The organism is Streptomyces nanhaiensis, assembly GCF_046614825.1.
In the GTDB taxonomy this organism is placed as follows: domain Bacteria; phylum Actinomycetota; class Actinomycetes; order Streptomycetales; family Streptomycetaceae; genus Streptomyces; species Streptomyces radiopugnans.
Genome location: NZ_JBKJFM010000026.1, coordinates 12,625 through 37,185, shown reverse-complemented (window position 1 = coordinate 37,185; position 24,561 = coordinate 12,625). Strand labels below are relative to the sequence as shown.

General features: G+C 69.7%; 14 protein-coding genes. 3 read left to right on the top strand and 11 right to left on the bottom strand.

Annotated elements, in window-relative coordinates; genetic code table 11:
- Positions 1 to 19: 19 nt before the first annotated feature.
- From mads8 to ACLIYP_RS09425, 4 genes are all read right to left on the bottom strand, one after another.
- On the bottom strand, positions 20 to 5,617 hold the full coding sequence (mads8, locus tag ACLIYP_RS09440; protein ID WP_412712686.1) for a methylation-associated defense system ATP-binding protein MAD8: 5,598 nt from the start codon (positions 5,615 to 5,617) through the stop codon (positions 20 to 22).
- Positions 5,618 to 5,625: 8 nt separating this feature from the next.
- The gene (mads7, locus tag ACLIYP_RS09435) at positions 5,626 to 7,320 is read right to left on the bottom strand and encodes a methylation-associated defense system protein MAD7 (protein ID WP_412712685.1); all 1,695 of its coding nucleotides are present in this window, start codon (positions 7,318 to 7,320) and stop codon (positions 5,626 to 5,628) included.
- The gene (gene mads6, locus ACLIYP_RS09430; protein ID WP_412712684.1) at positions 7,320 to 11,540 is read right to left on the bottom strand and encodes a methylation-associated defense system protein kinase MAD6; all 4,221 of its coding nucleotides are present in this window, start codon (positions 11,538 to 11,540) and stop codon (positions 7,320 to 7,322) included. The genes mads7 and mads6 overlap by 1 nt, the downstream gene beginning before the upstream one ends.
- A gap of 143 nt (positions 11,541 to 11,683) precedes the next feature.
- Entirely contained in the window at positions 11,684 to 11,812 is a 129-nt protein-coding gene (locus tag ACLIYP_RS09425) for a hypothetical protein (protein WP_412712683.1), read from the bottom strand.
- Positions 11,813 to 12,208: 396 nt separating this feature from the next.
- Here ACLIYP_RS09425 and ACLIYP_RS09420 point away from each other — a divergent pair, with 396 nt between their 5' ends.
- Positions 12,209 to 13,057 (top strand): helix-turn-helix domain-containing protein, encoded by an 849-nt coding sequence (locus ACLIYP_RS09420; RefSeq protein ID WP_412712682.1) that lies wholly within the window; start codon positions 12,209 to 12,211, stop codon positions 13,055 to 13,057.
- On the top strand, positions 13,036 to 13,242 hold the full coding sequence (locus ACLIYP_RS09415; RefSeq protein WP_412712681.1) for a DUF397 domain-containing protein: 207 nt from the start codon (positions 13,036 to 13,038) through the stop codon (positions 13,240 to 13,242). Before ACLIYP_RS09420 ends, ACLIYP_RS09415 begins: the two co-directional genes overlap by 22 nt.
- 66 nt (positions 13,243 to 13,308) lie before the next feature.
- Here the strand turns inward: ACLIYP_RS09415 and mads5 are convergent, their stop codons facing one another.
- The 6 genes from mads5 to ACLIYP_RS09385 form a co-directional block, all read right to left on the bottom strand.
- A complete protein-coding gene (mads5, locus tag ACLIYP_RS09410) occupies positions 13,309 to 14,748 on the bottom strand; it encodes a methylation-associated defense system restriction endonuclease subunit S MAD5 (RefSeq protein ID WP_412712680.1) in 1,440 nt (479 codons plus the stop codon).
- Positions 14,745 to 16,994 (bottom strand): methylation-associated defense system DNA methyltransferase MAD2, encoded by a 2,250-nt coding sequence (gene mads2 / locus ACLIYP_RS09405; RefSeq protein WP_412712679.1) that lies wholly within the window; start codon positions 16,992 to 16,994, stop codon positions 14,745 to 14,747. The genes mads5 and mads2 overlap by 4 nt, the downstream gene beginning before the upstream one ends.
- 144 nt (positions 16,995 to 17,138) lie before the next feature.
- Positions 17,139 to 19,265, bottom strand: coding sequence for an AIPR family protein (locus tag ACLIYP_RS09400; protein WP_412712678.1), 2,127 nt, complete (start codon positions 19,263 to 19,265; stop codon positions 17,139 to 17,141).
- A 608-nt stretch (positions 19,266 to 19,873) separates the two neighbouring features.
- Positions 19,874 to 20,704: a hypothetical protein gene (locus ACLIYP_RS09395; protein WP_412712677.1), complete on the bottom strand. Its 831-nt coding sequence runs from the start codon at positions 20,702 to 20,704 to the stop codon at positions 19,874 to 19,876.
- Entirely contained in the window at positions 20,701 to 21,594 is an 894-nt protein-coding gene (locus tag ACLIYP_RS09390) for a hypothetical protein (RefSeq protein ID WP_412712676.1), read from the bottom strand. The genes ACLIYP_RS09395 and ACLIYP_RS09390 overlap by 4 nt, the downstream gene beginning before the upstream one ends.
- A gap of 234 nt (positions 21,595 to 21,828) precedes the next feature.
- On the bottom strand, positions 21,829 to 22,587 hold the full coding sequence (locus ACLIYP_RS09385; RefSeq protein ID WP_412712675.1) for a phosphoglyceromutase: 759 nt from the start codon (positions 22,585 to 22,587) through the stop codon (positions 21,829 to 21,831).
- A gap of 191 nt (positions 22,588 to 22,778) precedes the next feature.
- Between ACLIYP_RS09385 and ACLIYP_RS09380 the strand changes: the two genes are divergently transcribed.
- The gene (locus tag ACLIYP_RS09380) at positions 22,779 to 24,104 is read left to right on the top strand and encodes an MDR family MFS transporter (RefSeq protein ID WP_412712674.1); all 1,326 of its coding nucleotides are present in this window, start codon (positions 22,779 to 22,781) and stop codon (positions 24,102 to 24,104) included.
- Here ACLIYP_RS09380 and ACLIYP_RS09375 read toward each other — a convergent pair.
- Complete coding sequence (locus ACLIYP_RS09375) at positions 24,082 to 24,522, bottom strand: GNAT family N-acetyltransferase (protein ID WP_412712673.1); 441 nt, start codon at positions 24,520 to 24,522, stop codon at positions 24,082 to 24,084. The two genes, ACLIYP_RS09380 and ACLIYP_RS09375, sit on opposite strands and share 23 nt — an antisense overlap.
- Between the last annotated feature and the right edge of the window lie 39 nt (positions 24,523 to 24,561).

Here is a 24,561-nt window from a genome sequence, read left to right as displayed (position 1 = left end):
AGCCTTCCCATAGGAGGATTTACTGCCCCAGTGCAGTCTGTGTCGCACCTCCGTGGCGCGTCACCCTCGGTCGGCAGTCGACCTTGACCGTCCCCCTGGCGAACGCCTCATCCGTCGCCTTCCCGGACCACACATACGCCTCACCCGGCCTGAGCGCCGCCAGTTTTTCGGGGTTGAGGCCCGAGAGAGCCGCGTTGACCTTCTGCAGGTGCTTCAGCCAGGCGGGCGAGGTGAACCTGTGCAGCACCATGTGGGTGGAGAGCTCGATGAGCTCGGACGGAACCGACGGCGGGTCCTGACTGGCGACCAGAACCGACATGCCCTTGTGGCGCATCTCGCGCACGCTGGACACCAGCCCGGTCACCAGGTCGCCGCTGTTGACGTACTTGTGGGCCTCGTCGAAGACAACCAGTTTGTTGAAACGCCGCCCCTCGTCGGTCGCCTCCGAGAACAGATGCATCAGGACGACGAACAGGCTCAGCGCGTCGCTCTTCTCTATGTCGTCGGAGCGCAGATCGACGATGATCAGGCGGCCGGGACGCACCAGGTCCTTGAGGCGCGCCGAATCGTCGATGTAGTCACCGGCGAGTTCGAGCCGGTCCCTGGCCCGTTTCTTGAGGTGGTCGTCCAGCGTCGAGTCCTCGACACCCCGGCGTACGGCCGCCAGGCTCAGATCCGCACGGTTCGCCTTGATGATCCGCCCGATCTGCCGGATGTAGCCGGACTGGTTGCCCACGGCTCCCATGAGGAACTTCCAGTGGGCGATCTTCAGTTCGGAGGAGGCGAAGGCCAGCGGGCGTACCTGGACGCCCGGGTACTCCGCCTGGCGCTCCTCCACGTACTCCTCGGGAACCAGCAGCACGACATCGCGGAGAGCCGCGGGCTGCGCCCCGTACCGTCGGCGCAGGGCTTCCCGCTGCCCCGCGTCGTCGTTCGCATGAATCATGCTGAGGAACTCGGGGGCGTACTCCGATGTCTCGCTGTAGTGGAAGACGATGCTTGCCAGCGGGCCGGCCAGCCGGTTGACTCCCGGCACCGGCAGACTCGCCATCTCCAGCACCGACCCCAGCGTGTAGCTCTTCCCGGCGCCCTGGACGCCGAACAAGCTGATTGCATGGGTTTCGTTGAGGTCCAGGGCCACGGTGCGCCCCGCGCTCCTGCCGAGCAGACCGTACTGCGGGGAGGGCCGGGAGACGCCGAGGAAGACGTCCGGCTCCGCGGTGTCCGGCTCCGCACCTGGTGTGGGGGACGCTCCGTCACCCACGGCGGGATCGCCGACCGTGTCCCCCCGTTCCGCCGGTGCTTCTCCTGGGGGCGCCGGGACCGCCGGCGCCTCGGGGACCGGTGCCGTTGCGAGAGCCCGTGCCGGTGCGGCGGCCGGAACGGCGGGGCTGTCCGCTCCGCCCTGGGCGGCCTCGGCGCCGCTCCCGGCTTCGGTACTCCCTTGAGAATCGGGTTCCTCCTCCGTTTCCTCCTCCGTGTCGTCGGAGAGGGGAACGGGTTCTTCGGGAACGTGCCGGGTGCGTTCCCGGGGCCGCAGCCGGACGGTGGCCTCGGCCGCGGCGGGGTCGTCCTCCGCTCCGAAAAGGGCCTCCAGGCCGGGCAGTACGGGCTCGCCCGCAGCGGGGCCCTCCGGAGTCACCGGAGCGGGCAGGTACTCCGTCTCGATGCCGTCGAACAGCCGCACCGCATGGTCCCGGCCCACACGGTGGAAGGCGATCCCCTCCTCCTGATCGGTGTCGAGCCCGTCCCTGGACAGGTCGAAGACCAGGCCGGTGCGGGTAAATTCGAGCCGGTAGCCGTGGTCGAGCTGTTCCAGCAGCCAGCGTGCCTCCTTCAGCGGGTCCTCGTCGAAGAGGCCGTAGCGGTCCGCCCGGGAGAGGTACCGGTCCAGGAGGGTCCGCAGGGTGACGTTCTGCAGCGGACGGTCGGCGCGCCCGCGGGCAGGGTCGAACCGGCCCGCCAGGACGCGCTCGGTGTTCCCGATCTGCTGGATGATCTGCCGGCGCCCGGCCTGGTAGGCACCGATGCCGCCGCCGGTGTGGCACTTGACCTCCACCAGGCGGCAGACGAGGGTCCGTCGCTCGGCGTCGAGGTCGAACAGGGCGAGGTCGGTACGGTGCAGCCGTACTTCCGTGTCCCCCGCGGTGGACCGGCTGCGCTCCTCGTCGTAGAACTCCGGGTGGGCGTCGAGGGGAACGAGGATCTGGTTGCGCAGCGCCTCACGCGCACCGAGGTAGCGGCGTGCGAGAGCCAGGCCGAGGACCTCGGTGCGCTGGCTCTCCCCAAGTGCGGCGAGCTTGAACACCAGGCTGCCGGACAGCTCGCGCAGCTGGTCGAAGAAGGTGCGGACGTGCCGCTCGGGGATGCCGAGCGAGCGGTCGGCGAGGACGGGGCCGAGCAGGGCCCGCATCTCGTCCAGCGACCGGGAGGAGACCACGATCTGGTGCCCCAGTCCGCTGTGTGACGTGGTCGTGTAGTCGATGACGTACTCGGAACGGCCGCGCCGTCCGTGGTCGAAGTACTCGGCCCCGAGGGTGCGGTCCACGGTGACGACCCAGTCGCTCATCCGGTGCACGTCGTGCAGGAGCGCCCGGTCGTCCGGGGTCAGGCGGACAGTGACCTGCGGCAGCATGCCCGGCCGGTGTTCGCCCGCGCTGTCCGCGACCAGGGCGGCGGACAGTGCTCTCGGCAGCGCCGCGAGGAGATCCCCGGTCGTCTCGGCCCCCGTCACGGGGTCGGTGGCGCCGTGCCGGGGCTGCCTGGCCCACTCGGCGCTCTCGTCGTCCTCCCGGTACTCGCTGCTCATCTCCTGCACGAGGCCGTGGACGGCGACGCGGCCGATGCCGTCACGTCCGGGCGCGATGTCGTGGCTCTCTCCCCCGAAGGGGTTGAAGAGGAAGGTGAGGTGGGCGGGAAAGTCGTCGACCGACTTCAGCAGGTCCGAGGAGTCGCGCAGCACCACCGACAGTTTAGGGCGCAGCGGGTCTCCGGGGGTGGCGAACGCCTCGGCGGCGGCGGAGCGCGGGCCACTCGCCGGAGCCATCAGGTCGGTCAGTGCGGAACCGGTCCACGGGTCGTCCGGGGCGGCGGCGAAGAGCCGCACAGTGTAGTGGAGGTGGGACAGGTGACGGCGCTCCTGGAGAGAGACCAGCATGTCGGCGAGGAGTTCGCCGTGCCCCGCGCCCAGCGCGTTGATCACCAAGCTGTCCACATAGGGGTGAAGACGGATGTACTTCTCCACCCGGTCGGCGAGCTCGCTGCCGGCCACACCACCCGTCGCGGCCGCCGTGTCGGTGCCGAGCGCACCCGCTACCCGGGCCAGCACCTCGCGGGGGTTGTCCACTTCGCTGGGCAGGCACACCTGCCAGTAGTCGGTCAGCGGGCTGCTGGCGAAGGCGAGTTCTCCCGAACCGAGCGGAACGGCGAGTGGATAGCCCAGCGGGGCCAGCCCTTGCTCCAGGCTGTCCAGCCGGGCCTTGACCACGCTTTCCGGGTCGCCGCGCAACGCGTCGAGCCAGTGATCGGCAAGGGCCGACTGCCCGCTCCACCACAGCATGCGCAGCGGATGGGTGGGGGCGACCAGGACGGCAGTGCGCCGGCTGCCGTCGATGTCGTGGAGGCGGACGGTCAGGGTGTCGGTGCGCAGGAGGCAGTGCAGGTCGGTTCGCCGCTGCTCGATGTCGGGGGCGTTGGGCCGGTCCAGGGCCCGCACACAGGCGGTGACCGCGCCGAGATACGCCTCCGCGTACGCCTCGACGGCGGAGCGCAGTTCACGTGGATCGGTGCCCTCCACGACGAGGACGTCACTGGGGTCGTCCACCGTCCCCGGCCCGGCGAGCCGTCCGAAGAGTTCCTGCCGTGCGGCGGTGTAGTCGCTCAGCGGGCCGGCGGGCTGTTCCGCGGGGCCGGCTCCGGCCGCTCCGGCGGACTCCCCCTCGGTTCGTTCGGACAGGCGGGCGACACCTGCGGCATCCACGTCGATCTCCGGCCCGTGCAGGGTGCGGGGCTCGCGCAGGATGTGCTGCTGTGCCTCGACCAGGATCCGGGGCAGGTCGATGACGACGAGTCCGGCGGGGCCGAACGAGGCCCGCAGCGGGCGGGCCTTGAGGCCGGTGCCCCGCGCGCCCCAGCCGACCTCCCGGCACTGGACGCGGTCGGGGGCACGGCCTTCGGCGAGCGTGGTGAAGCGCAGCCGGTTGATCGCCTGGGCGAGGCCGGGCGCGTGGTGGCCGCGCGGGGTGGGCGGCTCGTCGAACTCGCCTTCGGGAACGACGTAGAAGCGGTCGCTCTCGTACGGCTTGCGCCCCGTCGCCTGCTCGGTCCCGGCGACCGGCATGGGGGTGTCGTTGCCGTCGAGCGGGGTGACCCGGACGAAGTGCCAGCCCTCCTCCCAGTCGGGGGCCCGGCGTCCCTTCCTGAGCTTGACGGTGGCCTTGTGCACCGACTTCGCGTTCCGGGTGACGGACAGCGTCGCGGTCAGCCCGGTGGGGGTGGCCGGCGGGGCGCTGTCGTCCTCGTCCCCGTTCTCCTCGCCGGTCTCGGCGCAGATCTCGACCTTGAAGCGCCTGAGTCCGGGGATGCTTCGCGGGTCGGGGTCGACGGTGAAGGTGACGGGAAGGGAGGAGAGTCCTCCCGGCAGGAGGTAGGGCTGGCCGAAGAGACGTTCCAGGGCGGGATGGTTGCGCTGGTCCTCCGCGTTCTCCCCGGCTTTGGGAAGCGCGGTCAGGTCGTCGACCTCGATGCGTACGGTCTGGTCGGCCGGGTCGTTCTCCTGCGGCCAGTGGTGGAAGGCGAGCGGCCAGTTCTCCGGGTCCGCGGCGATGGCACGGCACCAGTGCCGCGGTTCGGACAGTCCGGTGGCCGCGGCAAAGTCGACGAGGCGGCGGAGGAAGCGCTGGTGTTCGGCCGAGTTGCGGGGCAGGCCGAGGGCGAGGATCCGCTGTCTGTCGGTGGCGGGCCCCTCGGTGAGCTTCTCGACGGTACGGCGGTTGCGCTGGATCTTGGTGACGACGAGGGAGGGGTCGGTGAAGAGGTGGAAGTCGGGGATGAGACCCAGCAGGTGGACAGCCGCGCCGGCGGCCTCCTGGTGGTACTCGTTCTCCCGCAGGGTGAGCAGGTAGCGGGCCGCGGCCCGGTCACCGGCCTCGGAGGTCTCGGCGAGCAGTTGCTCGACGCTCGCCCGCAACGGTTCGGGGACGCCCTTGAGCAGGCTTCTCCTGAGCCGGGTGTGCACCTCGCGCAGGGAGATCTCCTCGAAGGTGGCGACGGAGAAGGAGTCCTCCGCGCTGGCCTTGAGCCCGGGGGGCACGAAGACCAGCAGCGGGGGCCGCAGCCTCCCCTCCTCGTCGGGATTGCGCAGCTCGACAAGCTTGGTGCTGGTGATGTATCTGTCGTCGCCGGGGGCGCCGGCCGTCAGGACGTACACCTGGGCGTCGGGCACCGCGGCACGCAGGCCCCGGGCGAGCCGGGTGGCGAGCTCGGCGTCCAGCCCTCCGACGCGCATGCAGTGGCCGGGGTCACGAGCGCGCAGGGTGTCGGCGAGCCGCGGCAGCACGACGTGTTCGAGCGCCTGCCGCCAGTCGGCCTCGGTGATCTCCACGAGTCCGCGTGCCATGCCCGTGCCTACCTTCCGCCCGTCGCGACCGTGCCGTCTTCGGTGATGGTGAATCTGGGAGTGATCACCTGGGTGAGGTAGGCGTCCGACAGGTCGTCGTAGAAGCCGATCTCACGCATCCGGGTGGTGAACGCCTCGGTGTTGACCCGCAGCGCCGTCTCCTCCTCCAGCCCCGCGGCGCCGAAGCCGTCCTGGGCCGGAAGGCGGTCCACATGGAGTCCGTACCGGTCGCGCAGCAGGGCCAGGAACTCGTCGAGCCGGAGGGAGACGGTGTGGTGGGTGTACGGGGAGGAGCTGCTGCGGGGGTTCAGGCGCAGCAGCGCAACCTGCACCAGTACCTCCAGCAGGGCGCTGTCCAGGACGAAGCGGCGGCGGCCGCCGTGGGGCTGGGTGATGGCCGCACCGGGCCGGTTCTTGAGCAGGAGGGAGTCGATGGTGTCGACGATGTACTTGTGGTGGTAGCGGCCGCGGTAGGCCATCAGGAGTTCGAGGTACTGCTCGAAGGGGTCGAGCCCCATGGACGCGTCCAGCAGGGGCCGGACCTCCTCGGGCTGCTCGCTGACCGGGGTGTCGTCGAGGATCGAGGTGAGCCGGGCGCCGAAGAACTCGTCGCGGAGCCTGCGGTAGGAGTCGGTGCCGAAACGCAGCAGCTCGGACACGGTGAAGTGGCCCCGCTGCGGCTTCGCCGTCTTGCCCTGGCCCACGAGGTGCTCGGCGAAGTCGTCCAGTTTGCGGACGGTGTACGCGGCGCGTACGAAGTCGGGGATGCGGCGCAGCCAGTGCTCGGCGCTGTGCTCGGCGAGCGCGGCGGCGGGGGTGCCGGGCACCCCGGCCACGTCGACGAAGAGCCCGATCCGGAACGGGCACCCGGCGAGGGGATCGGGCGCGTCCGCGGTGGCGGGGCAGCGGTCGCGGGCGCAGGCCGGGTCGGTCCCCGACCGGGCCACCGCCGCGGGCAGCAGCTTCATCGTCTTGAGCTGGCCGAGCGCGAGATGGAAGGCGAAGAGGATCTTCAGGTACTCCACCATGGTGATGCGGGGCAGCAGGTCCTTGAGGGACAGCAGCCGCACCACGTCGTCGGCGAGGAGATCGGCCTGCCCCACGCACAGCGGAGGCGTGGAGTACCAGCCCTTGACGCTGTGCGGGCTGTCCGCCTTCACCTGACTGTTGAGGTGGAGCACCGCTTGGGTCTCCACGTCGACGGGCGCGGTCCGGGCGGAGCCGGCGCCGGCGGTGTCGAGCCCGGTGAAGAAGAACTTCCGGAGCTGGTCCAGGGCGAGCATCCCGTAGGGGCCACGCGCGTGCCTCAGCATCTCGTAGAGCTGGGCGTCGGCCCCGTACGGGCGGGAGCGGTAGTAGTCGCGGAACTTGTAGGTGAGGCCGTGCAGGGGACGCAGGCCGGCGACCGCCTGGGTGGGCCTGCCCCGGTTGACCATGTCCAGGAGCTGGGTCTCGATCCACCGCCGGGCCATGTCGGGATGCTCGGCGAAGCCCTGGAACCTGTCCGCGTGCTGGTCGGCGGTGAACTCGCCCACGTACTCCGCCGCCGACAGGTTGTTGCGCCGCACCATGCGGCTGGTGAAGCCCTTGTGGTTGAGGCGCATGAGGAAGCCGGTCAGCACCCGGTCCATCTGGACGCGCTTGAACTCCAGGTAGGAGACGCCGAGGTGCTTGAGCTCGGTGTCGCGTCGGCGCAGTGCCATCAGCGGGCTCCTTCCGTGTCCTGTGCGGCGCCCGGTCCGGCGGGGGCCTGCCCGGCGGGAGCCAGGCGCAGGGCGCCGTCCGGCAGCCTGCTGAGCCGGTAGGGCGGGGAGCCGGGCGCGTTGAGGAGCACCTCCTGGTAGGAGGTGGCGGCCAGGGCGTTCTTGAAGACGGCCAGCGCGAGGTTCTGCCCCTGCCGGTCCGCCACACCGGGCTGGTGGCCCCGGTGCAGCCGGTCGAGCAGCTCGTACAGGTCGAGGCGGACGGTGAGCCGGGCGCGGTGGGCGCGCTCGTCCCCGGGATGGTGGTGCACGACGAGTTCGCGGGGGCTCGTCTCGACGTACGGCGAGGCAGGCGGCCGGGCGACGGCGATGGTGAAGCTGTCCGCGGGGAACAGGCGGTGGCTGCGCACGGTGCCGCCGGGCACGGCCCGTACCTGGAGGGCGAGGTCGCGGCCCTCCCGCCCGGGGGTGCGCGGCATGTCCTCCCCCCGGTTGACCGCCTCGATGACGCGGGTGAGCTCCTCCGGGCCGGGCCGGCCGGTGGACAGGAGGTGGAGGAAGCGGTCGGCCGCCTGGTAGGGGAGCAGCCGGGTCCAGCGGGTGCCGTCGAGGCTCTCGAAGTAGAAGCGGCGCCGGGCCGCGGCGAGATAGGCCCGGTGCGCGGAGATCTGGGCGCGGTCGGCGAGGTGGGTGCGGGGCAGGGCCCGGAAGCTCTCGGTGAGCAGCCGCTCGTCGAGGTCGCCGCGCTGGTCGAAGGAGACGAGGCTGTGCCCGGCGGCGGGTCCGGTGTAGTCGAGCCGCCGGTCCAGCTGGGGATCGGGGACAGTGGCGACATCGAGGTCGCGCAGTTGGGCGAGGAGGCGGTCACGCTCGTCCGCGCGGTCCTCGCCGGTGTGCGTCCCGGTCCAGCTGGTGAAGTACAGGCTGTCGAGGAGCTCCTGGGACGCCTCGGGCTCGCCACTCGCTTGGCGTCCGTGGAGGGCGTGGATCTGGGCGCAGTCGCGGCCCGAGGTGAGGGTGTAGGCGAGGGCGGAGCGCAGGTCGCGCAGGGTGATGTGGAGGCGGCCGCGCAGGTGCGCCATGCGGTAGAGGGTGGCGAGGCGCGCGGTGATCTGGGCCCCCGCTGTGGGGTGGGAGAAGGTTCGGGCGTTGTGGAGGGCGTAGCAGCGCGGGGCGAGCCGGCAGGAGCCGCAGGCCGCCCAGTGCCGTCCGTCCGTCATGGCGGCCACCATGCGGTGCATGATCGGCTGCTTGCCGCCCCCGGGGTCGGCGAGGACATCGCGGGCGTTGAGGTTCACGACGGTGACGCCATGGGCATCGCGCCCGGTGGACAATCCTTCGCGGACGGTGGCCGCCAGCAGCGGATAGCGGTCCTCGTGCCGGGTGACGAAGTCGACGAGGCGGCCCTCGTTGACGGCGATGAGCCGGGTCTGGTCGTCGGGCCATGCCGTGGGGTCCGTCCCCCGGTAGGGGGCGAGGAAGGCGTCCAGGACGGTGTCGTTGTCGGTGCCGCCCTCGTCCTGGCTGCCGTCGTGGTTGGTGTGGAAGGAGCGGCCGTCCAGGGTGAAGTCCTCGCCGTTGGGGCGCGGCTCGCCGAAGTCGGCCGAGCGCCGCCGGGCCTCTTCGGCGAGGCGCTCCAAGAAGGCCGTCTTGCCGTCCCCGGCGTTCCCGGTGATGACGACGAGGCGGTGGCGGCCCTCCAGGACGTGCGGACGCAGCGCGGTGTCGAGGGCGGTGTCGACGTAGAGGGGGAAGGCGGCCGGGTCCAGGCCACGGGTGCCCGCGTTGGTGCGGTTGCTCTGGCTGTAGAGGGTCTGCAGATGGCTGACAAAGGGGTTGGTGCCGGCCGTGTCACCGGCCGCCGCGGGCCGTGGCGGGGCCGTCCGTGCCCGCGGCACGATCCGCACCTCGCGCACGGCGGTGAGCTCGCCCTGGAACTCCTCGGCGTCGCGGTAGCGCTGGAAGCGGCGCGGTGCGATGGCACGCCGCAGTACGGCGGTGAAGTCGGGGTCGAGGTCTCCGAGACCGGGCAGCCCGCGCGGGTCGGCGGGCTCCGCACCGCGCTGCGGGGTCTGCCGCCCCTCCCAGGGGTAGCCGCCGGTGAGCGCCTCGTACGCGGAGACGCCGAGGGCGAAGAGGTCGAGGTCGGCGAGTTCCTCGCGGCTGGGGCGCTTCAGACCGGTGGCCTCGGGTGCGAGGTAGCGGGGCGAGCCGAGAACGGGGGTGAGGGTGGAGTCGGCGGAGACGGCCGCGTTGAAGTCGAGGATCCGGGCGCCGTCGGCGGTCCACAGCAGGTTGCTGGGCTTGATGTCGCAGTGGAAGACGCTCTCGGCGTGCAGGTGCGCGAGACCGGCGAGGCAGTCCTCGAGCAGCTTGCGCACGTCGGCCGGGCCCAGGGTGCGGTCCCGGCCAAGGACCCGTTGCAGGTCCCGGCCCTCGGCGTACTCCATCCGCAGGTAGGGAAAGCGGCCCCTGGGGAGCCATTCGGCGTCGATGAGGCGCACCAGGTTGGGGTGGGGAGGGATCTTGCGGAGGATGCGGTACTCGTCCTTGAGGCGCTCCTCGACGGACTCCCGGTCCCTCGTGATGATCTTCAGGACCTCGTCGGTGTCGTCGAGGGTGTTGAAGACCCGGTAGACGACACCGAACTGCCCGTGCCCCAGCCGGGCGCGGACCCGGAACTTCTCGGTGAGGCGGAAGCCCTCGGGGAGGTTGTCGTAGCTGTGCGGGTTGTCCCAGTCGAACGGCTCGCGCTCCTCGTCCCGCTCTGGCAGGGCCCGGGCCCGGGCCCGGGCCCTGCCAGAGTCCACCAGGGAGAGCCGGCCGATCGCCTCGCGGGCGGGCGGCCGGGCGGCCGGGTCGTCGGAGAGCAGCGCCCGGATCACGGCCTTGAGGTCGGGGTCGATCCGGTCGGCGTCGTCGAGGGCGTCGAGCAGTATGCCGCCCGCCTCGCGGACGGGGAGTTCACCGGTGTAGAGCTCGTGGAAGAGCACCCCGGCCGCGTACAGGTCCGTGGCGGGCGAGAAGACACCGGGACGGTCGTGGCACTCGGGTGCGAGGTAGGCGGCGGGCTGGTACTGGAACGCCTCCATGCCCAGGGTGAGCTCCCGGGGGCGCGGCGGGCCGGGATGGGCGTAGTCGAAGCCGGTGAGCATCGCGACGCCGTTGCGCCCGACGAGCACGGTGTCCGGGGTGAGGTGCCGGTGCACCACCCGGTGGGCGTGCGCGACGGCGAGGGCGCTGAGCACACCGTCCACGACGCGCCGCTTCGCGTCGGCGCCGAGCGCGCCCTGCCCCTTGGCGTCGAGCTTGATCCGCAGCGCGTCGGCGTGCACGTCCTTGAGGACGACGGCGTACCCGTCCCCGTCCTCCAGCGGGAAGGAGGTGGTGCACGGGACGATGTTCGGGCAGGACGGGAGCTTGTTGAGCGCCTGGACAGGGTTGCCGATACGGGCGTGGGCCGTGGAGCGCGCGGACTCCGACAGCAGCGGGTCCACCGCATGCACCTGGAGGATGTGCGTCCCCGACTGCGGCTGGTCGGCCAGGCGCACCCGGTAGACGGACACCCGCCGGGCCGGGTCCTCGCCCTCCTCGAACGGCTCGGAGGGGTCGGCCTCGTGGAGGGTCTCCACGACCTCGTAGTTGCCGAAGCGGCGCGGCCCGGAGGGCGGGCGGGTCTCCGCCTGGAAGACGCGGGCCAGGTCGTCATGGAGGTCCGAGACGCTCTTCAGCGGCCGGTTGTCGGGCGGACGGTGCTCCCGCAGGAAGGACACCAGCTCGCTCAGGTGGACGGTGTTCCGCTCGTCCAGGCCGGCCGGGTCGTACAGGACGGCGCTGGGGTACGGCAGGATCACCAGCCCCTCGCACCACACCGAGCCGAGGGCTGCGGTCGCGGCCCGGGAACGCCCCAGCAGCCCCGCGGTGACCCGCGCGTGGCTGCGGACCTTGCGCACCGGGCTGGCGAATGGCGTCCGGCCCTCGGGATACCAGCGCCCGCCGCGCACCTCGATACGGCCGAGCGTGCCCTTGGTGTCCGCGATGTAGCAGGCGTGGTCGGTGAGGATCGCCAGGTCCACCTCGAACACCTGCCGGCCCGGCCCGTAGGACAGCTCGAAGTTGGACACCACCGTCCACGTGTCGGGTCCGTGCTCGCGCAGATGACGCAGCACCATGCGCTCGGCCTCGTTGGCCGGCTCCCCGATCGGGATGATCCGCGCCATCGCCCCGCTCCCCGCTCCTGCTTCCGTACGCGCGCTCCGGCCGTCAAGTGCCGGTGCGTGCACGGTTCTTCACTGTCGGATGTGTCACTGGACACTCTAGGACGCATCACCGACAACGCGCCGGAAGTTCGCGTGATCGACGATCACAGCATCTCGCCACGGCTGCGGGCGTTGGCCGCGGCGATCCGGGACCGCAGCAGCGCGTCCGGCACGCCACCGGCGTCGTCGTCGCCCACCGGCTCGACCTCCCCGGGCCTCGCGGTCCACTCCACGCCCCCGCTGACGTAACCGTCCTGGTGGGTCCATGACGACGCCCCGGCGCTCCCGCCGGACGTCGTGGGCGAGCGTGCCGGGCGGGAGACGCCGCGCCTCGTGTCCGGCGCGGGCGGCACGGGCCGCCTCGGCGTGGGCCTGCGCCGCGGCGGCGACCGCCGCGCGGTTCCGGGTGGCGGGGATGGCTGGTGCGGCGGGGGTGGTGGGGGTGGTCCGGTCGGCCTTGCGCTGGGGCACGTGCGCCTCCTGTGCGCGGGGATGCGCCTTTCACACTCCCTCCGTTCTCACTTTTCGCACCCATATCGTCACCGTGCGCCACTGCCGTGGACAGGGTGACGGCATCCCCGCCGGGGACGCGGAACAGCACGTCAGCACACCGACATCAGGGGGAACACATGGCCGCGATCACCCGTGAACTCGACCCGTTCCGCTCCGCGCGGGACCTCTACGGCGCGGAGCTCCGCCGCCAGCGGCAGCTCGCCGGGCTCTCGCTCGACCGCCTGTCGGAGGTCGTGAACTACAGCAAGACCCATTTGCACGGCATCGAGATCGCCGAACGCCTGCCGCTGCCGCCGATCTCGTCCAAGCTGGACGCGGCGTTCGGCACCGGCGGCCTCTTCGAGGGCCTGTGGCGCATCGTGCAGCAGGAGCGGTACCCGGACCGGTACCGCCAGTTCATGGAGCTCGCCGACCAGGCCACCGACATCCACGAGTACGCGGGCCACCTCGTCCCCGGCCTGCTCCAGACCGAGGCGTACGCGCGGGCGGTACTGCGAGTCGGGGCGCCGGAGGCGTCGGAGGAGGAGATCGAACGGAAGGTGGCGCTACGGCTGGAGAGGCAGGTGAGGCTGCGGGAACCGGACGGGCCGCACCTGTGGGCGGTGCTGGAAGAGGCGGTACTGCGGCGGCCCGTGGGCGGTCCCGCGACGATGCGTGGACAGCTCGCCGAGCTCTTGGTGCTGGCCGAATCCCCACATGTAGGGATCCAGGTGCTCCCTTTCGCACATGGGGAACACACGCTCCTTGCTGCCCCTCTCACGCTTCTGCACCTGCCAGGACACAAGGTAATCACCTACTTCGAGGGCCGGTACGACGGCTACCTCGCCGAGGAACCGAACGAAGTGAAGCAGCACCAGCGGGCTTACGATCTGCTCAGGGCCTCTGCCCTGCCGCCGCAGGACTCAGCGGCGATGATCGAAGCAGCGATGGAAGGCTTCAACTCATGCGAGCAGCAGACGGACTGAGTACCGCACAGTGGCGTAAGTCCAGCTACAGCAACCCAGACGGAGGGAACTGCGTCGAGGTTGCCGACAGCTTCTCCGGCGTAGTCCCCGTCCGGGACAGCAAGGACACTGCCGGGCCTGCGCTGATACTGGGCCGCAGGACCTGGCAGCACTTCATCGACGGCCTCAAGAACGACTCGCTGTAAGGGCATCACGCGCAGCGGGCCCTGGAAACATTCCAGGGCCCGCTGCGAAGCGAGCACCCTCCTGCATCAGCCGGTAGTGGCACCCGTGTGCAGCACTACAGCTTCCTCCAGCTTGGCGAGAGCAGCATCTTCCTTGCAGTCTGCCTCATCACGCCGCCGGTACGCCTCGCGGACACTCTCAGCAATTCGCTTACGGTCCGAAGTTGCAACAAGCGGGATAGGAATTTTTCGAACGAGCTCAGTGTGATACTCCTGCTGCTTTCCGCCGACGCTCATGGAACGGATAATCCGGAACGCCGCGTCCGCACGGAAGAAGGCAAAGAGGTAGGCTCCCGGGATATCCGCGTCTCCACTAAGCACGCGCAGAAAGTCCTGGCTAAAAGCATGCCTCAGCCAGGAGCCTGTGACCAGGATCGAACGACCATAAACTTCATTCTCACCCAGAGTGCCATGGGCAGCGACGAGGACAGTCTCATTTCGCTGCATTACATCTTCAGGGGCCCTTTCAGGGCTGATCCAGCGTCCTTCCGGCCGCACCCAGAAAGCTTGACGTTGCCCGATGAGCCGGACACCGTGGGCGGGGTCGGCATCAATACGCTTAAACCGCGCTCCTGTTCTCAACCTCCCCCCCTCGCACACCTCCCCCAACGTCACATGCTCCACCGACGCCAGCCGTTCCAGGATGCGCCGGGCGCGGGGCTGGAAGTTCAGGGCACGCAGCGTCGTGGCACTCACCCCGGACTGGGCGAAGCCCAGATCCCGGCCCTGCTCGTGCCACTTGAGGTCGAGCAGGTCTTCGAGGCCGGCCGTGGTGAACAGATCCCGGGTGGCCTCGGTGAGGCCTCTCTGGTAGGCAGCGCGCAACTCGGCCGCCTCCTGGACGAGTTCGTGGATCTCCTTCTCCTCTGCCGCGCCGAACCGCGGCACGGGGATGTTCTCGATGTGGTGAGGCTCGATGTGCTTGACGGACGACCCGTAGATCGACTCCTTGACGAGCACTTCACCGAACCGGCTGGCTAGAAAGGCGTGCAGGTACCCGAAGGCGATCCGGTCAGGGTTGGGCTCAACCTTGAGAACGTCCTGCGAGGACCAGAAGCCGCCCATGTCCGGACGCACATACGCCCGCCTTCCGGCGTTGAACCCCGAGCAGGAGATCAGCGTCATGCCGGGCTTCAGTTTCAGGTAGGACAACTGTGTCGACTCGGCATCGGCCTTCCTCAGGAGCGGCAGATTGGTGAAATCGGCCAACTGCATATCCTTGCTGCCCACGAACGGCACGCCGTACTCGGGGTCGGTGACGTAGACCCGCCGGAACTTCGGCCCGTTGAAGATCCCCCCGGCGTGCCCCGCCGTGACCTCCTTCAGCGGCGTCTTCTCCACCGGCAGCCGCTCCAGCAGCCGCCGCATCACGAACGCTCCCGACAGGTAGGGCTTCGCGTCCAGCCGCAGTCCCTGCGCATCGAGCCACCGGCGTCTGGCCGGATTGCCCTGCTCGGCGACCTTCACGAATCCGCCCCCTTCTCCCAGGGGAACTCACCGGCGTACCGCTCCACAAACTTGTGGTATTCGGTGATAATGCTCGGCCGGTCGTGGTACGGAGGCCGGTCCCGCAGGGGCATCAGGTCGTCGTCGAGGACCGGGGAACGGCGCTTGATGGTGCGCGGAATCGCAACACCGTTGACGACGATCTCGTCCGTCTCCTCGTACTCCCGCACCACGAGGTCGCCCCGGGCGTCCCGCACGTACAGCAGGTTGCCGCGCCGGTCGACTCCGGCCTTCTCCGCGACGGCCATGAAGACCGGGTAGTCGGCCGGGCCGTGCAGCCGTTCCTCGTACTTCTCCCGCTCGGTCTTCCTCCGCAGGAAGAGCAGGGTGGTGAGGATATTGACACCCGCGCCCACGATGAAGGTCTCCACGGGCAGTTCGACACTGGCCATCACCCAGCACTCGTCGAGGATGTACTGGCGTACCGCCTCGTCGTCGGGCCCCGGGTTGGACAGGATTCCGTTGGGGAGGACGATGCCGATACGGCCGCCGGGACGTACCCACTCGACCGCCTTCTGGACGAAAAGCTTCTCCGGGGCAATGGAGAGAGCCGGCTTGCCGCGCCTGAGACTGCCGTCCTTCCCCCGGGACCAGCCGTAGGCGACGCTCGGCTTCTCCGCACCGGACTCGTCCTTGCGGAACTGCTCCAGGACCGGTCCGGAAACGGGAATGTCGGTACCGAAGGGCGGGTTGGTCAGCAGGACGTCGACCTTGCCGGGGCCGATGCGGTCGAGGCGCTCCATGGCACGTTCCACACCGGGCAGGGCGCCGCTCCGGGGAAAGGCGAGGGAGTCCATCTGGAAGGTGTTGCCTGCGCGGTCGGTGAGCATCATCACGCCGAACGCGGTGGCCCGGGTCAGGAAGGGGTCGAAGTCCGCGCCGAAGATCCGGTCCTTGGCATACTCACCGAGCCGATCCCGGAGAGCGGCCTCCAGCCGGGCCCGCTCCTGAACTGACAGCGACTGCTCGTCCTCGGGCAGCCACTTGTGCACCAGATGCAGCAGGCTCTCGCGCAGGAAGCCGCCGGTGCCGCAGCACGGGTCGAAGACGGTCTCATCCTCCTCGGGGTCGAGGATCTCGACCATGAGCCGCACCGCGCTGGACGGAGTGAAGTACTGACCACGGTCACCGCGCAGATTGGCGCCGACGAGTTCCTGGTAGGCGGCGCCAATCGCGTCCATGGAGGAGTTCTGGAAGCGGTAGGTGGCCAACTGGCGGGCAATGAAGGTGAGGGCGCCGTCGCTGAGGGTGAGACGGTCGTACTCGTCGAACCGGTTCTGCTCGGCGTAGAACTTCTTGACGTCCTCGAAGAGCTCCCTCACCCGGGCGGCGACGGCCGGGCTGCCCGTCTCGTCCTCGGCAGCAGCGGCGATGTCCGTGCTGTCGATGTAGAAGCGGGTCTCCTGCCCCTCTTCGCGGACCAGGCGCTCGTCGTGGAGCTTGGCGAAGAGGACGTACAGGAACTGCCAGAAGGCGGCGTCCTTGGGCAGGCCCTCGTTGCCGTGGATGTAGTTGTGGCAGCGGCGGAAGGCGAACCGCAGCATGGTCTCGTCGGCCCGCCGCATGATGGCGAGCGAGGAGGCGTTCCCCTGTGCGTCGAAGGCGGTGGCGTCACCGCGGGGCCAGTTCAGCAGCGGCCGGTACTTCTCCTCGAACGGCGAGGAGGTGTCGCGGTGGATGAAGTACAGGTCCTTGTCGTCCGTCCACAGGCCGTACACACACTCGGGGCCGGCCCCGTGCATCAGCGCGGCGACCTCGTCGACCTGTTCCTTGGCACGGGCGAACGTACGGATCTTGGAGACGGTGCGGCTTTCCTTGGGGCGGGGCTTGGTGACGACGATCCGGCGGACGTACCGCAGCTCGTGCGGCTTGTCGTGCTCGAAGATCGCGATGCTCGCGCGACGACGGGTCCTGCGGCCGGTCTCCTCGTTCAGGACGGAGATCGGGAAGTCGGCCTCCATGTCGCGCGGGTCGATGCCGTACTGATGGACAAGTGCCCGGGCGATGTGCTGGCGTACCCGCTCGGCCTCAGTGAGCTTCACCACCTTGTCGCCGGTGATGTAGTCGAAGACCTCGTCGTCCTGGAGCTTGCGCGGCTCCGCGGGCTCCTCCTCGCGGTTCTGCTTCTCCCGCGCCGCCTCGCCCGCCTTCTCCGGCTTCCGCCCGTCCTCCCCCGGCATGTCGAAGCCCAGCTGCTCGTCACCCATCTCGCCAGCGCCCACCTTGTCCCGTATTGATCTGATGCGCACCGCCTGTCGGTCTGCCGTGCACCGCCCCAGACTAAGGGAGGGCACTGTCGGCCCCCGGCCCCACTCCGCTCCCTCCCCGACAGCAGGCCGGCCCGTCGCTCCTCAGCCTTCGGAGTCCTCCTCCGCGCCGGAAGCGGCCTCGGCGATCTGGACCAGGGAGCGCCCGTCCGGGGTGACCCAGTACTTCGTCCCCTGCACCTGCTGCTCGTTGCCCATCGCCACCCGGCGGATGTGGCGGACCAGGCGGGAGGGCGAGTACGCCTGGCCGTCCGCGACCCACACGAGAGGACTGCTCTTGCTGTTCCGCCAGGTGGCCTGCCCCCGCCGCGGGTCCTCCTGGACCCAGCGCGGAAGGTTCTTGTGGTCGGCCTCGGTGTCGGGGCGCAACGTCAGGACGGTGCCTTCCGCGATGAGCCCCTGCTCGACGATCCTGGTGACCGCGCGGGTGGTGCGTCCCCCGGCGGCCGGCTGAGCCGGGGGAACCGTCGTGTCCTCGGCCGCCGGCCCGGCCGGTTCCAGCGGTTCGGCCGGGGAGGACTCCTCCAGGAGCAGCAGCTCGCGGAGCCGGTCCGCCACCTCCGTGGCGCGTTCCGGCAGGGTGACGGCTTTGGCGATCTGGCTGGTCCGGCCGTGCGCGGCGTCCACGACATCGACCATGAGCGGTACCGCCCGCCGCACCCGCGCCGGTACCCGGGCCAGCTGCTCCTGCCAGAGCTGCTCGGCGTCCTCGTCGTCCAGGTCGCCGGTCTCCATGGTGTGGAACAGCGCGTGGGTCAGGAGGAGGTCCGCGTGCTCGGCCACCTGGGTCGCACGGCGACTCGGCGTTCCCTCCGGGGTGCCCAGCGCGTCACGCACCGCACGGAGCAGGCCGACGCAGCGCCACACCCGGTGAGCGGTCGGCATGTGCCCGAAGACCGCCCCGTAGTTCCTCCTCTCCCACAGCCACGCCGGGTTCCGCTTCGCCTCGGCGGCGAAGCCCGGCTCCCGGTGCGCCGCGGCGAGGGCGAGAGCCGCCTCCTCCATGGTGCACCCGTCGTCCCGGGCGGGCTCGCCCTCGCCCCGCTTGATGGCGTACGTGCGGTCCAGCGAGAGCCGGAAGTCGTCCCGCAGATCGAGCTGCTCCTGCTCCAGCGCGCGGAAGTCCCGGGCCTCGATGGGGTTCTGGGTGTTGGCCGCGATGGTGATCCGGTCGCCGAAGTCCTCGGGGCAGTCCTCCAGCGAGATGATCCGGACCTGCACCCGCCCGCGCGCGGCACAATCGGGGTGCGTCTCCATCACTCTGCGCACCGCGTCACCGGTCTGGGCGCCGTTGATCACGTTGGCGCCTTCGAGATGCAGCCCCACGGGTGCCCAGCGCCGGGGGGAGTCCACGCCCTTGGGCTCGATCCGGTCGCAGACGAGGGTGATGCCGCTGTTCAGGTACAGGAAGTTCTCCGGCTCCCGGATGAGGGAGTCCCGGATGGTGGAGTTGACCTGGCTGTCACCAAGGGCGTCGCGGACGTTCCGGGCGGTGAGGATGCCGCCGTTCTCCCCCGCGTACCAGTCGGCCACCGTCGAGGCGGTGACGGTGCCGTAGTACATGCGGAAGGAGTTCTCCACCCTGCCCGGACTGTCCAGCTCGATGTCGAGATCAACCTTCCGCCGGGCCTGGTCCCCCAGGATGGCCTGGTACATGTCCTGGAGGTTGATGATCTCGCAGCCGATCAGATCCGGGTTGTGTCCGCGCAGCTCCTGTAGTTCCTCGTCGAGGAGCCTCCTGGTGTTGTGGTGCAGCTCGGTCCCGGTGACCAGCGCGAGGACCAGGGTCACCCGCGGCCGTCGCGCGTTCAGCGCGCGGGTGAGCTCGTCCACGTGGGGGGCCATCTTCTCGCCGAACCGCTCGAACTCCCGCCGGAAGAGGTACCGCATCCCCCGGACGACGGCGGACACGTCGCCTCTGTTGAACCCGGCGTTCCCCCTGTCGTTCCACTTGGCCTGGACGAGGATGATCTCCCGTCCCTCCACGGCGACCGCGTCGATGCCCTCGTCCGTCTCGCAGTCGGTGATCGTCCGCGCCACCTCCTCGTCCGGCCGGCCGGTCACCATCTGCACCGCGAGCGCGGCGACCGCACGGCTGCTGAAGCACTGCTCCTCGTCCGACCGCCCGGCCCAGTCCGACATGTAGATCAGCGGCCGGAACCGCTCGCTCAGCTTCTTGCGCAGGTTCCGGACCTGGACCGGGTGCGGCATGAACTCCTGCTCCTTCGTTCGCCGTTGGGCTCTGCCACGAGGGTGAGCGCCCGCTCCCGAAGGCTATCCACCGCATGGGTGATGTTCCGCCTGTTTCGGCGGAACGCCCAGGTGCACCCGGGCGATCATCGCAACGATGCAGAGGGCCTCTCGACGCCGTCGATACCTCCTGTGCCTTCAACCGCCGGCATGGGGGCTTGTAAGGCTGAGGCGCAGGGAGTCGGCAAGGGTCCACTTGCCCGGCCCGGACTCTGAGCCGGGGCCGCAGCCACGAGACCGGTGACGAGCCGACTCCCTCCGGCTCGTCGCTGCTGGGCTGCGCCGCACTGGAGACCTGAGCCACCAGGTTGTACCCTGGAGTTGATCCGCGGGGCGCAAGCCCACCGGAGGGGTTGGTTTGACGGCCATCGAATCAACCCAGCTTCGCAAGGTGCTGGCAGTGATTAAGTGGCGCGACTATAGCGGTCGAGCCCCGAAGCAACTCTTCGGTTGCGGTCCACTGGTATCGCTGCTCACGAGCCTTGCCAAGCGAGAGCGCTCGACAAGTTAAAATCTTATGCGAATGCCTCACCATTCAATATGGTGAGGCATTTCTATTGAAGCCTTGATTAACTGGGCCAGACCTTCCTGCTCCTGTTCTTACCGCTTCCCTGCCCTTGCCTGATGTACCCGTCCGGGTAAATATTGCAGTACGAGTTGCTTCCCGGGAGTTTCCACACCTCGTGGGTGGTCGTGATCCTTTCGCCCCCCTTCCGCCTTGTCACATCCCAGTGGTATCCCCTGGGTATCTCTATGCCGCACACCCGAAGAACATCGCCCCCGTGCATGTCGCTCGCCTTCACCCACTCACGGCGGCCTCGATCAAGCAGAACAGCGCCTCTGCCGAACAGAGTCTTGAACTCCCGGACCCCTGTCTCGTCCTGCAGGTTCCTCCACTCCTGCTCAGAATCAAAAACGTGCAGCGGAAGGATACGGGGGTCGTGCACGCTCGTAGCAGGGAAGGCCGCACTCAAGGAGCAGACCTCTTCGGTGAACCGCGCACATTCCGCAGGTGATCTGAAAACGCGGAAGTGCGCCTTGTACCTGACGAACCCCTCCAGACTGAGAAGCTGCTTTTTTCGCACAGGGTTGCTGCTCGGATCCCTCCTGATGAAGCATCCGAGACTGGAAAAGACGATAACCGGAGACCGGTGGATCTGCGAGTAGAGCTCGCGGGCATCCTCTGTCCTGACCAGATTGAATGAGCGCCCCGATGTCTGCCCGCCTGCCACTCTCACCAGTTCTGCGCGACGGACGTGGAGTTCCACATCCTCCGTACCGCACTTCCTCCCGATGGCTCTGCGGATCTCTTCCTGATCTCTGCTCTCACGTCCGGCAGGAGGGGCGAAGAAGTACACCGCCGGCTGTTCCCACGGCCGGGTACGCTCCTGCCCGCTCACCTCTCCTCCGCCCTGCCGAGAGCGTCACGCAGGCCTTGTCCTCCACCCCCGTAGGCGCGCAGTACCGCGGCAGGAGGAAGACTGACGGCTCTCAGCTCCTCCTCCGTCATGCTCCGGACGCAGCGAAGAACAAACTCTCGCAACTGACCGACTCCGACACGGGCAGGACCCCGTCCCGGCGTCTGGTGCTGCACCATGTCGCCCGGCGCCTGCAGCGCCTTCTCCTGGAACCAGGCAGAAAGACGGTCAACGACCTTCTTGTTCAGGTACTCGTTCCACGGTCTTCTGACAGAAATGGGCAGCTTACTGGTCGGCAGCCCTTCGCGTACCCAGACATCCACCTGCTCACTCTCGTCCCCGTCGAGCGTCATTTCCTCCCGCACCTCCTCCCGGAAGGAGTGCCGCCATCCGCTGAGCTCTTCACTCGAAACAGTCGGCAGGCTCGGCAGAGCTTCCTCTTCTTCGGAGAGGGGTGAACGGGCCGGGACGGCCTGATTTCCGTTCCAGCGATAGTCCTCACCAGAGCGGTAGTCCATGACAGAACGCCACAGGTCGGGCCGGATCCTTCCACGACCGGCCGGGGGAGATTCTGTTCCCTTCCGCCTCGAGCCGTCGATCAGTCTTACTTTCGGCGGGGCAGCAGAAAAGTCCAGAGCAAGCATGTCCGGATAGATCTTGATGAAATCGGCGATACTTCGCGCTCCGTAGTCGCTCTCCCTGAAAGCGCGATCGGTGATGTCCAGAAGTCGGTTCTTGAGAACGGCGGTGGTCATCTCCGTCCAGTTCGGGCTGCCACTCCGCTTCGCCGCCTCGAACGCCTGAGTGATTAGCTCCCGCCCACTCTCACGTGCGCTCGTGAGATCGACGGAGCCCGTCTTCTCCTCATCCATGAGCGAGATTCTTGCTCAAGATCACCCAGAATTCAGCTGATCGGTGAAGCTGCCGCTTACGCTGTCCCACATCGTGGCATGCACGCAGCACACAGCGCCTTGCGGTTCGGCCATTCCGCGCAGCGCTGGGGGCCGGATGCGGGCCGGTGGTCGGCCCGCATCCGGCCCCGGGGAACGGCCGAGCCCCCCACTCGCGGAAAGACCGCAGGCAGAGGGCTCGACCGCGGGGTCGGGTTACTTCTTGCCCTGGTTCTTCACGGCCTCGATGGCGGCCTTGGCCGCGTCCGGGTCGAGGTAGGTGCCGCCCGGGTTGACCGGGTGGAAGTCGGCGTCCAGGTCGTAGGACAGCGGGATGCCGGTGGGGATGTTCAGGCCCGCGATGTCGGCGTCGGAGACGTTGTCGAGGTGCTTGACCAGCGCGCGGAGGCTGTTGCCGTGCGCGGCGATCAGGACGGTGCGGCCGGTGAGCAGGTCCGGGACGATCGAGTCGTACCAGTACGGCATCATCCGGATCACCACGTCCTTGAGGCACTCGGTGCGCGGACGCAGCTCGCTGGGGATCATCGCGTAGCGCGGGTCGTCGCTCTGCGACCACTCGGCGCCGTCCTCCAGGACCGGCGGCGGGACGTCGTAGGAGCGGCGCCACTGCATGAACTGCTCTTCGCCGAACTCCTCGCGGATCTGCGCCTTGTTCTTGCCCTGGAGCGCGCCGTAGTGGCGCTCGTTGAGGCGCCAGGAGCGGCGGACGGGGATCCAGAGGCGGTCGGCGGCCTCCAGGGCGAGCTGCGCGGTGCGGATGGCGCGCTTCTGGACGGAGGTGTGCACGACGTCGGGGAGCAGGCCGGCGTCCTTGAGCAGCTCACCGCCGCGGGCCGCCTCCTTCTCGCCCTTCTCGGTCAGGTTGACGTCCACCCAGCCGGTGAACAGGTTCTTCGCGTTCCACTCGCTCTCGCCGTGGCGGAGGAGGATCAGCTTGTACGGTGCGTCGGCCATGGGCCCGAGCCTAATCGACGTCCGGTGGGCGGTCCGGGGGCGGCCGACTGGCGAGACGCGGGCCCGGCGGGGCGTACGGGGCCGCCGGTTGACGGTCCGCGTCAATTCGGTGGAGGCGCGGGAGCGGGTGTTCGTAACGTGCGTGCTCCAGGGACGGCCGTTACGGGCCGGCGGGTCGCGGGAGGCGTGCCGTGTTGCGAAGTGTGTCGGGGCTGCCCCGAGCGTTCTGGTGGCTGTGGACCAGCACTCTGGTCAACCGGCTCGGCGGCTTCGTCGCCACCTTCCTGGCGATGTACCTGACCGTCGAGCGCGGCCACTCGGCGACGTACGCCGGTCTCGTCGCCGCGCTGTACGGGCTGGGCGGGGTGGTCTCCTCCGTCGGGGCGGGGGTGCTGGCCGACCGGCTGGGGCGGCGTCCGACTCTGCTGATCTCGCAGCTCGGTACGGCGTTCTCGGTGGCGCTGCTGGGCTTCATGGAGCAGCCGGTGGCCATCGCGGCGGCCGCCTTCGCCGTCGGTGCCACGAGCAACGCCTCGCGGCCGGCGGTGCAGGCGATGATCGCCGACATCGTGGCGCCCGAGGACAGGATGCGGGCGTTCTCGCTCAACTACTGGGCCATCAACCTCGGTTTCGCCGTCTCGGCCTCCGCCGCCGGGCTGCTCGCCGAGCACGGCTACCTCCTGCTGTTCCTCGGCGAGGCGGCGCTGACGCTGGTGTGCGCGGTGCTCGTCTTCGTCAAGCTGCCGGAGTCCCGGCCGGAGGCGGGGACGGGCGCGGAGGCGGCGGCCGGGGAGGCGGGGACGGGCGCGGAGGCGGCGGCCGGGCCCGCACGGACGGGCGGGAAGGACGGGAGGGGCGCGGCCGGGGTCTCCATGGGGGACGTGCTGCGGGACGGGCCGTTCATGGCCGTGGTGGGTCTGAGCTTCCTGGTGGCCCTGCTGTTCATGCAGACGTACGTGGCGCTGCCGCTGGACATGGCCGCCAAGGGGCTGAGCAGTTCCGACTACGGGCTGGCCATCGCGGCGAACGGCGTGCTGATCGTCGTCCTCCAGATCCCCGTCACCCGCCTCATCGAGCGCCGCGACCCGGCCCGGCTGCTGGTGGCCTCCTCGCTGCTGGTCGGAGGCGGGATGGGGCTGACGGCGTTCGCCGGGTCGACGGTGGCGTACGCGCTGGTCATCTGCGTCTGGACACTCGGCGAGATCGTCAACGCGCCCGTCCAGACGGGGCTGGTGGCGCGGCTGTCCCCGGTGTACGGGCGGGGTCGGTACCAGGGGGTGTACACGCTCTCGTGGTCGCTCGCCGCGCTGGTCGCGCCGCTGGCGGCCGGGTCCGTGATCGACCGCTGGGGGGCGGGGACGCTGTGGGCGGCCTCGGCGGTGGTGGGCGCGGTCGCGGCGGCGGGCTACGTGCTGCTGGTGCGGGCCGCGGCCCGGCGGGACGGCGAGGCGTCGGAGGCGCGGGCCGAGGGCTCCGGGACAGCGGCGGCGGGGGTCAGTTCAGCCGCAGGTCGATGAAGGGGACGGTCTGCCCCGGCAGCACGTAGCGGTCGGTCTCGGTGAATCCGTGCCGGTGCGCGAACCGGAGCCCGTCCGGATTGGACTCCAGGACGACCGTCTCGATCACCTCCGCTCCCAGCTCCCGTGCCTGTGCGAGCCCCCGTTCGCAGAGCGCGGTGCCGTGTCCCCGCCGGCGGTGGCCGGGGAGCACCCGGGCGATCACCGTGGCGGTGCGGTTGCCGTCCGCGGGCGGGCGGACCGTCGTGCAGCCCACGAGGACGTCGCCGAGGTGGGCGACGTCCAGGATGTTGCGTCCGGAGCGTTCGAGCACCTCCTCGGCGGAGAGCGGGGCGGTGGGGATGACGGTGTTGTGGACGTGGCGCCAGGCGGCGAGCATTGCGTCGCCGTCCGCCCGTTCGATGCGCAGATCTGTCATCGCATCAGGGGACCCGGGCGGACGGCCTCGCGTCAAACG

Bases quoted from the DNA above. Each gene is read 5' to 3' on its own strand.
- mads8 (WP_412712686.1), bottom strand. From the start codon at position 5,617: ATGGCACGCGGACTCGTGGAGATCACCGAGGCCGACTGGCGGCAGGCG.
- mads7 (WP_412712685.1), bottom strand. From the start codon at position 7,320: ATGGCACTGCGCCGACGCGACACCGAGCTCAAGCACCTCGGCGTCTCC.
- mads6 (WP_412712684.1), bottom strand. From the start codon at position 11,540: ATGGCGCGGATCATCCCGATCGGGGAGCCGGCCAACGAGGCCGAGCGC.
- ACLIYP_RS09420 (WP_412712682.1), top strand. From the start codon at position 12,209: ATGGCCGCGATCACCCGTGAACTCGACCCGTTCCGCTCCGCGCGGGAC.
- ACLIYP_RS09415 (WP_412712681.1), top strand. From the start codon at position 13,036: ATGCGAGCAGCAGACGGACTGAGTACCGCACAGTGGCGTAAGTCCAGC.
- mads2 (WP_412712679.1), bottom strand. From the start codon at position 16,994: ATGGGTGACGAGCAGCTGGGCTTCGACATGCCGGGGGAGGACGGGCGG.
- ACLIYP_RS09400 (WP_412712678.1), bottom strand. From the start codon at position 19,265: ATGCCGCACCCGGTCCAGGTCCGGAACCTGCGCAAGAAGCTGAGCGAG.
- ACLIYP_RS09390 (WP_412712676.1), bottom strand. From the start codon at position 21,594: ATGGATGAGGAGAAGACGGGCTCCGTCGATCTCACGAGCGCACGTGAG.
- ACLIYP_RS09385 (WP_412712675.1), bottom strand. From the start codon at position 22,587: ATGGCCGACGCACCGTACAAGCTGATCCTCCTCCGCCACGGCGAGAGC.
- ACLIYP_RS09375 (WP_412712673.1), bottom strand. From the start codon at position 24,522: ATGACAGATCTGCGCATCGAACGGGCGGACGGCGACGCAATGCTCGCC.